Origin of the sequence: uncultured Mobiluncus sp. (assembly GCF_947087965.1) — a bacterium.
In the GTDB taxonomy this organism is placed as follows: domain Bacteria; phylum Actinomycetota; class Actinomycetes; order Actinomycetales; family Actinomycetaceae; genus Mobiluncus.
Genome location: NZ_CAMUES010000001.1, coordinates 455,460 through 463,490 on the forward strand (window position 1 = coordinate 455,460; position 8,031 = coordinate 463,490).

The 8,031-nt window shown below is 52.7% G+C and carries 9 protein-coding genes; 8 read left to right on the forward strand and 1 reads right to left on the reverse strand.

What is annotated here, in order from left to right:
- The first annotated feature begins 55 nt into the window (after window positions 1-55).
- The 8 genes from Q0V70_RS02030 to Q0V70_RS02065 are packed head-to-tail and all read left to right on the forward strand — an operon-like array spanning window position 56 to window position 6,753.
- Window positions 56-2,392 (forward strand): hypothetical protein, encoded by a 2,337-nt coding sequence (locus Q0V70_RS02030; RefSeq protein ID WP_297587737.1) that lies wholly within the window; start codon window positions 56-58, stop codon window positions 2,390-2,392.
- Window positions 2,389-4,320 carry a hypothetical protein gene (locus tag Q0V70_RS02035; RefSeq protein WP_297587740.1) on the forward strand — a complete coding sequence of 644 codons (1,932 nt, stop codon included), beginning with the start codon at window positions 2,389-2,391 and terminating at the stop codon, window positions 4,318-4,320. The genes Q0V70_RS02030 and Q0V70_RS02035 overlap by 4 nt, the downstream gene beginning before the upstream one ends.
- Window positions 4,317-4,541, forward strand: a complete 225-nt coding sequence (locus tag Q0V70_RS02040) for a hypothetical protein (protein ID WP_297587743.1) — start codon at window positions 4,317-4,319, stop codon at window positions 4,539-4,541. Before Q0V70_RS02035 ends, Q0V70_RS02040 begins: the two co-directional genes overlap by 4 nt.
- Window positions 4,531-4,920: a hypothetical protein gene (locus Q0V70_RS02045; protein WP_297587746.1), complete on the forward strand. Its 390-nt coding sequence runs from the start codon at window positions 4,531-4,533 to the stop codon at window positions 4,918-4,920. Before Q0V70_RS02040 ends, Q0V70_RS02045 begins: the two co-directional genes overlap by 11 nt.
- Before the next feature lie 9 nt (window positions 4,921-4,929).
- On the forward strand, window positions 4,930-5,499 hold the full coding sequence (locus Q0V70_RS02050; protein WP_297587749.1) for a hypothetical protein: 570 nt from the start codon (window positions 4,930-4,932) through the stop codon (window positions 5,497-5,499).
- On the forward strand, window positions 5,462-6,268 hold the full coding sequence (locus Q0V70_RS02055; RefSeq protein WP_297587752.1) for a peptidoglycan recognition family protein: 807 nt from the start codon (window positions 5,462-5,464) through the stop codon (window positions 6,266-6,268). Before Q0V70_RS02050 ends, Q0V70_RS02055 begins: the two co-directional genes overlap by 38 nt.
- Window positions 6,269-6,280: 12 nt before the next feature.
- Window positions 6,281-6,487, forward strand: coding sequence for a hypothetical protein (locus Q0V70_RS02060; protein WP_297587756.1), 207 nt, complete (start codon window positions 6,281-6,283; stop codon window positions 6,485-6,487).
- Window positions 6,487-6,753, forward strand: coding sequence for a flagellar motor protein (locus Q0V70_RS02065; protein ID WP_297587759.1), 267 nt, complete (start codon window positions 6,487-6,489; stop codon window positions 6,751-6,753). The genes Q0V70_RS02060 and Q0V70_RS02065 overlap by 1 nt, the downstream gene beginning before the upstream one ends.
- Before the next feature lie 20 nt (window positions 6,754-6,773).
- Here Q0V70_RS02065 and Q0V70_RS02070 read toward each other — a convergent pair whose 3' ends face one another.
- On the reverse strand, window positions 6,774-7,574 hold the full coding sequence (locus Q0V70_RS02070; RefSeq protein ID WP_297587762.1) for a tyrosine-type recombinase/integrase: 801 nt from the start codon (window positions 7,572-7,574) through the stop codon (window positions 6,774-6,776).
- Window positions 7,575-8,031: the final 457 nt, after the last annotated feature.

Consider the following 8,031-nt stretch of genomic DNA (forward strand, 5'->3'; position numbering starts at 1 on the left):
GCGAAATGCGCTAATCAACGCAATTAACCAAGCAAATGAAAGGAGGTAACTCCCCATGGCATCCAGGCCAACCATCACCATTGAGATTCTGGCATCCGCGCGCAAAGCCAAGCAGGAATTAAACAGTCTGCACGCTGGAATATCCAGCAAGTTCTCTAAAATTGCCTCAGCCGGTAAAGCGGTTGGCCTAGCCATGGCAGGAGCCGGGGTAGGGGTTGCCGCGCTGGCTAAATCCGCCGTATCTTCAGCAGGCGACCTTGAGCAGTCCGTGGGAGCAATCGACACAGTTTTCAAGGGCTCAGCCTCGCAAATGCACACCTGGGCGAAAGGCGCGGCAACCTCCGTAGGGCTCACACGCAACGAGTTCAACGAGTTAGGCACTCTGATTGGTACGCAGCTCAAAAATGGTGGAACCGCCATGGAGGAACTCGCACCGAAAACGAACAACCTAATCAAACTCGGTGCAGACCTATCTAGTATGTTTGGCGGCTCGACCCGTGAAGCCGTGGAAGCCCTATCATCAGCCTTGAAGGGTGAACGCGATCCAATCGAACGCTATGGTGTCTCCCTGAATCAATCAAAGATTGACGCTGAAGCGGCCGCTTTAGGCTTTGAAAAGGTAGGCGGCTCGCTATCGACCGAAGCCAACCAGGCGGCAACGCTTTCGCTCATTATGAAGCAAACCGCCGATGCTCACGGGAACTTCGCCCGCGAATCCGACACCTTGGCACACCAGCAGCAGGTTTTAGGAGCCTCGCTAGAAAACATCAAAGCGAAAATTGGAACCGCTCTACTGCCAGCAGTCGCTAAAATCTTAGGGCTCATAGCGACTAAGGGAATGCCCGTACTAGAGAAGATCACGAACACCCTGGCAACGAACCTGGAACCCGTAGCGATGCAACTAGCGAACTGGGTAATAACCGTAATGTTGCCAGGGTTGCAAACGCTGCTACCGCTTTTAGGTGCGATTCTGGCAGCAATTGCGCCAATTATCTCGCAGATTGTACAACTGCTAATGCCAGCGCTAACGCAACTCACTGGGCTTATAACCCAGCACCCTGCGCTTTTCGGAGCCGCCGCCGCCGCGATGCTTGCCCTATCAGGAGGCATCAAGGCGTTTTCAGCGGGTCTTGCTGGGGTAAAAATCGTGATGGAAGGCGTGAGAATCGCGCAACTCGCATTGAACGCCGCCATGGCCGCTAACCCTATCGGCCTGGTCATCGCGATTATTGCCGCGCTGGTTGCCGCGCTCATCTACGCCTGGAACACTAACGAAGGATTCAGGAACGCCGTTATCGCGGCCTGGAACGCAATCCGCGAAGCGGTGCAAGTCATATGGAACGCTATCGTTGCTTTCTTTAAGACCACTTGGGAAGTAATAAAGGCCGTTTTCACCGCCTATCTGACCTTCGTCCTGAACTACTGGAAAACGGTCTGGAACATCATAAAAACCGTTTTCACCGTTGTGTGGAACGCGCTAAAAGCCTTCGCGCAAATGATATGGAAACTGCTCCAGACCCTTTTCACCGCGTGGCTGAAAGCCCTGCAAACCATCTGGCAGAAAGTCTGGAACGCCATCAAAGTGTTCTTTACTACGCTGTGGAACGCGCTAAAAGCCTTCGCGCTTGGCATCTGGAACGCGCTCAAAGCATTCTTTACAAAGTGGCTCACCTCAACGCAAGCCCTGTGGAATAAGACCTGGAACGCTATAAAAACACTGTTTGTGACCATCTGGAACACGATGAAAAGAATCGTTGTCTCAGTGCTGAACACCATCAAAAACACGTTCATAAACTCGTTCAAGGCAATAGTTTCCGTCCTAAAAACAGCCTTTATGACCCTGGTGAACACCATCAAAAAAGCCTTCGCCAACATGGTGAAAACCGTGAAAGACGGTATCGCCAACGTCATGAAGTGGGTAAAGGGTCTTGGCAAAAAAATCCTGGACGCTATCGGCAACCTGGCTGGCATCCTCATCGCCCCAGGCCGCGCTATCATGGACGGATTCATCAACGGCATAAAATCAGGCTTCGAGAACGTCAAATCTTTCGTCAGTGGTATAGCCTCCTGGATAGCCGCGCATAAAGGACCTAAAAGCAAAGACCTCGCGCTGCTGGTGCCAGCGGGCAAATGGATCATGACCGGCCTAATGAACGGCATAGCCTCGCAGCGAGACAAACTAGGCAACCTGCTAAATGATGTAGCCGCCGATGTTGCCGGGCAAGCCTTCAGCAGCCCCGCCGCGCCCCGCCTTGCCTACGCCGGAATCGCCACGCAGCCCCGGCAAAACATCACCATCAACGTTTCCGCGCTAACTCCAACTATGGAGGTTGGCCGCCTGGTGGCTGACGCGCTCAATCAATACCACGAAGTTAACGGGGTAGGCCGATGAGACGCTACCACCCCGCCCCTATCCTGCCTACAGACCTCGACCAGTGGCACGGCCTGCAAGACACCAGGTTTTTCCCTAGCGGCGTGTTCACCGCCACCACCGAGCCTACCGTTACAGTGCCCTTCGACCTTTTACGCCCCGGCACACTGCACACCCTGAAACTCACAATGTCAGCCGAACCCGTGGATCTACCCAAACCACCAGAGGGCGAACCACAACCAGAACCAGCAGAACCGCCCGCGCCACGCGTGGTACAAGTCTCTTTCGGGGAAGACCTCGCGATACTTGAGCCTGGTCGAAATCAGTTGATATTAAAAACTCTGGCTATCCTGCCAGTGGCGCTGACAATAAGCGGCGCTAAGACTATCCAAGTAACCTCGCTGGAACTGCTGTGTGACCAACCCTCAAAATCACAGCCATTGCCCTATGACCTCATCGGGCTAGAAATTGAGGCACCTACACACGCCCCGGCCTTCCGCATCGGGAAATCTAAGATAGGGCAAGACCCCCTTGGTGGCGGTGCGGTGTACTCGCAGGGATTCCGCATTGGCCAGTCTCGCCTAGATGAAGACCGATTGCCCCAAGGATTACCCGAACTGGCATGGCGCGACATTTGCGGTCCTGCCATGAGCCTAGAAATCCGGCGTGGCGCGGCATCACAAGGCGTTTTACCTGTTGCCCAAGCTGGGACACTCACCGTCACTCTAAAAAACATCGACCCCCGCGCGCTTTGGCTACGACACGGGCTACACATCCGCTGCTACCACCGGCTCACGCGTGCTCTAATTTTCACGGGATATTTGCGAAAAATGAAATACGAGCCACGCAAAGGACACATACGCAAATATTCAACTTGTACCCTCGAAGCCGTGGACATCGTGGGTATTCTCGCAAACACTACCCGCTACGGGGTACGCAAATCCGGGGAAACCCTCCAAGAACGCCTAGACCGACTGATTGGCGAAGCAGCTTCATACGAAGTTATTGATACACCTCCCGCAGTAAATAACTTGCTATCGGCTACCGTGATGGAAGCGTCACTAGCAGCCCACCTCGATGCAGCAATCGCATCAGTAGGAGGCGCGTGGTGGACACAGCCAGACGGAAAACTGATCTTTACCCCCGATAGCGACGTTATGCCGCACAACCCTATTCCCTGGTTCGTCATCGGAAAATCGCCCCTAGACGCGCACCGCATCGCACCCCAAGGCGCGAGCATCGCCCCCATATTGACCGACCCCGCAGATACACCCCCCGGTGCTACTGCTGGCTTCACCATCGGCAAATCCCACCTAGACCAAGACTACCTAGCAGTAGGTGATCCCCGCCCGCTACAACCGCTTTTCACCATCGGAGAATCGCCCCTAGACGGAGCAATCTTAGGTGAGCCCCCGATAAAGACCGCCTGGGCAATCCCAGCACCAAAACAGCCGCCACTTTTTACCGACCGATACAGGGATAAGAAAGAAGCGCCCTGGTACTACCTCGACGTGACCCCTACCTTTGATTCCGCTGAGGAACTCTCACAGGTGAAGGTAGAAAACCACACAGCTTCCAGCGACGGGGGAAACTGGTCAGACAGCACCACGACCTACACCGCCACATCCCTAGCGGCGCTAGAGACATACGGGGCGCAAGCCAAAAAATTCACCGCCACTGTAGCCACCCCCGAGGGCGCGCAAGCCCTAGCAAACTATGTGCTAGCCCGCCCAGTAATCGCCGAACCGAGCACTCTGAACGTGAACAGTGTGCAGGTAAACGCACTGAAAGCCCCGCTACGCAGCGTTATAACCCAGTTGTTTGACCACGTGAAAGTCGAGTTCGACCACCACGTCTCAGAACACCGTATCTATGCCATAGAAAACCGGCTCACGCCCTACACCTGGCTAGCAAGGTATTACATGATTCAAGCAAGGAGGAAACAATGAACGAAGACGAAACCCCGCCAATCTTCAAACCAGGCGATATTCTCACCGCTGACCAAATCAACCGGTGGATGGTAGAAGCCCCTGAAAAAGACCTAGCTAAATATCAAGAAACCACCAAACCGCTGATAGACGGCTTGGCCACGGCAATCGAAAAATCAAAAAACCCGGCTGGAAGCCCCGGCCTATGGATCCAAAACGGAGGTGGTCCCATTGCCAACTAAAACCTTTCACGACGGCGAAATCCTCACCGCCGCAGACGTAAACAACTACCTCGTAAACGACCCCAGTACCTTGACTAGGGCAATTGAGGAAACCCAGACGGCCATCAAAACCGTAGAAGAGCATCTAGCCGCGAACCCGCCAGGACCACACCTCGATTACGGGCGCATATTCTACCTTTTCGGTAAAGAATACAAGTCTTTCAGGAAAGGGCGACAACCAGAACTAAAGGAAGACGGCCTAATCGTCTTTCCCGAATTTTGCGAAGTCCTTCTGTACCACAATCCCGGAAACATCACCATTGAGAAAAATGTCATCAAGATAACAGGCGACTTGGACGACGGCGGGCGCATCAACGCAATCTTCAAAATCCACTTCTAAGGAGAACTCATGATTTTTACAGACGGACAGCTACTCACAGCTACCGACATCAACCAGTTTTTACTAAACAGGGAAACCAACCCCGACCTGCACGCAGCGAAAACGACGGCTCTCCAACGCATCGAGGAGTTAAAAGCCTCGATTCCAAGCGGCGGAAAACCGTTAGAGGAACTACCAGTGTCTTTCAAAGCTGATTTAGTCATGCAGGCATGGAGCCTTAAATACACCAGAACCAAAGAAGAAGTTGCTATTGGGGATTACGGAAAAGATGTAATCACAATCAAGTCAGAATCGATTGATTTTCCTCAGCACTTCCTCATTTATGACCATGTAACCATGCGAATACCGCAACTTGAATTCTATTGGGGTAGGAATATAGGACAAGACTTCATCGACTTGCAAGCCAATACCTTCAAACCGCGTGGCAATATAACCGACCCGCAAGAAAAGCGCTTCATCACCTTCAGCAAGAAAAAAACCAAACTAACCATTGATAGCTACTGGAAATACTTCACCAATACGTCTATCGAGGAGGTGCCCGATGACCTCACCAAACTATTGCAGTCGAAAGGGGCATAATGTCCAATTCATCGTCGTGCATTGGTGGGGAAACCCCGCACACCACAGGGATGCAGACCCCAGCGGAGTCATCGACCATCTGAGCACCCCAGCAGGAGACAAATCCGTTTCAGCTCACGCCGTAGTCTGGCCGGGAGGTGTAAGCGAACTCATAGACCCACGATACGCCGCATGGCACGCCAAGAGCGTGAACCGCTACTCCATCGGGATTGAGTGCTGGCCATGGGACGAGCAAAGCCCAAAAGACTTGGTAAACGCCACTTTGGAAAACCTCGCCCAGCAAATCGCGCACTACTACCAGCTCTATCCACGCCTTGCGGATGTGCGCCTTCACGCACACTCAGAGCACGTAGCCACCGAATGCCCCGGTAAACACTACCGGGCGCGGCTCGATTCAATCCGCGCCCGCGCCCTCGAAATATACCAAGGAAAACCCGCCAAACAACCCCAGAGAAAGGAAATCCCCAAAATGATAATCTTTAGAACCCCAGCAGGTGTATGCACCATTTTTCTAAATGGAGAGACCAAACAAAACCCGAGCCAAGCCCTTTTGAATGCCCTCATTAATGCCGGTGTACCAGTAGTCGAGGTCAGCCATGATGATCTCGCTTGGCTTGAGCCAAGTAAAAACTGGCAATTTATGGCCAGCCGCATCAAGGACTTGAAAGACATGGAAACCGGATACCCAGGCATTAATCCCACTCTCAAAGCGACCAGCCTTACCCAGCAAATAGCAACCAGCCTCGGAATCTCCCAACGCACAAATTAGAAAGGAATCAACATGAAAACCGACCTAATCCCCGCCCCAGTACGCTCCTGGCTCTACGCAATCGCCACCGCGCTAATCCCACTTTTATCAGCGTATGGCATCATTTCCGAGCAGACCGCCCCGCTGTGGATAGCCTTAGCAGGTGCAGTATTGGCAACGGGCACTGCTCTCGCCTACCGGCCTACACGCGCACAAAAGCAAGATGAAAAGGGGGACTAATGCCTACCTGGCTCACCGATTTGCAGGGCATCGGCGCAATCTTGAGCGGCATCGCCGCCATCATCGCAGCGATATACGCCCGCTCTGCCTCGAAAGAAATGAAACCGGATCATGGTACAAGCATGAGGGATTTAATCGATGTGATGGATGACCGCATCAAGAGCCTTGGTCACAGGCAGGGTGAACTCCATGATGATATTCAGAGTTTCATGCAAGATGCGCGTGATGACCATGCCCGAATGTGGAAAGCCATCGAAAATAACTAGCTTTTCTAGTACGCAAAGGATTATGTAGCGGATTCAACGACGTGCCTGAGTGTAGCTGCATCCACTTGGATATAGCGTTGCGTGGTGGCTAAATCTTCATGCCCTAGAAGCATTTGGACTGCCCGAATATCGCCGGTGCGCTGGTAGCATACCGTGGCAAAGCGATGCCTGAGCGAGTGGAGTGTAAACCCTTTTGGCAGGTATGGTTTTACGATTTTCGCGAGCCATTCAGAATTGATGTGGCTTCCAGTTTGCTGGCTGGTGAAAGCCCACCCGGTAGGCCCGGCATTTACCTGGATATCCACGGCAAGCTTATTGGTGAGTGGTACTAGGCGCTCTTTATTGCCTTTCCCGTGTACAACTAGCGAAAGCCCTAGGAGATCTTCCACTAAATCGCAAGTTCTTACGAGGGGGATTTCGGAGCGGCGCAGCCCGGCATATCCAGCTAGCTCTAAAGCGAGGCGCGGCTTTTCGGGCGCATCATGCAGCGCTTTTGCATAGAGTGCCTCTGGTATCGGCCTGGGTGCTGGTGGGTGTCGCTTGATGGTAGGGAGTATTCCGGCTGGATTGTCATTGATTTTTCCAGCCATAAATAGGTATTTGTAGAATCCCCGCAGTGTGGAATAGCAGGAGTGGCGCGTTTCTGGTTGCCAGTCGTAGGTCGCAGCCCAATCCAATAGTTGCACACCGGTAATCTCCGAAGGGCTGCCTAAGTGCTCTATACGCTTCAAATAGTTGAGCCGCGTTTCAATGGTCCGGCTGGTCAAACCCTTTGCTTTCAGGAATCTTGTGTACTCGTTGAGGGCAAATTCCCACGTCATTGTAGTATGCATAATTCATTTAAGGCTCTAGGCTGCCAGAATATAGGCGCTTCCGTAAAAGGCTCGTAACCCGGAGGTCGTCGGTTCAAATCCGGCCCCCGCTACTAAATAAATACCCCCTGAACTGCCTCTTTGCTCGGTTCAGGGGGTTTCTTTTTGCTGAAAACACGGGCTTGGAAACAGGGTTTTGGGGTAAAGGACAAATTGAACTGTCCGTCCGTCGAGAACGAGGCGAAGTTTCCCGAGATGGATACATTGAAGCGGTTGTAACCGGCGCGCTGCATCAACGCGTACCCGAGGCGAACCGCATAGTTCGCAACGACTAGACACGGCACTCCATGAAGTGTTCTACAAGGTGAGCTAGAATTAAAGGACTATGGCTCAGTTAGGTGCAGCTCTCATGATAAAGTCCGTATAATTGTGTAAAAGTAAAAAGGCCATATAACAGTCCTTTTAC

Bases quoted from the DNA above. Each gene is read 5' to 3' on its own strand.
- Q0V70_RS02030 (WP_297587737.1), top strand. From the start codon at position 56: ATGGCATCCAGGCCAACCATCACCATTGAGATTCTGGCATCCGCGCGC.
- Q0V70_RS02035 (WP_297587740.1), top strand. From the start codon at position 2,389: ATGAGACGCTACCACCCCGCCCCTATCCTGCCTACAGACCTCGACCAG.
- Q0V70_RS02040 (WP_297587743.1), top strand. From the start codon at position 4,317: ATGAACGAAGACGAAACCCCGCCAATCTTCAAACCAGGCGATATTCTC.
- Q0V70_RS02050 (WP_297587749.1), top strand. From the start codon at position 4,930: ATGATTTTTACAGACGGACAGCTACTCACAGCTACCGACATCAACCAG.
- Q0V70_RS02055 (WP_297587752.1), top strand. From the start codon at position 5,462: ATGACCTCACCAAACTATTGCAGTCGAAAGGGGCATAATGTCCAATTC.
- Q0V70_RS02060 (WP_297587756.1), top strand. From the start codon at position 6,281: ATGAAAACCGACCTAATCCCCGCCCCAGTACGCTCCTGGCTCTACGCA.
- Q0V70_RS02065 (WP_297587759.1), top strand. From the start codon at position 6,487: ATGCCTACCTGGCTCACCGATTTGCAGGGCATCGGCGCAATCTTGAGC.
- Q0V70_RS02070 (WP_297587762.1), bottom strand. From the start codon at position 7,574: ATGACGTGGGAATTTGCCCTCAACGAGTACACAAGATTCCTGAAAGCA.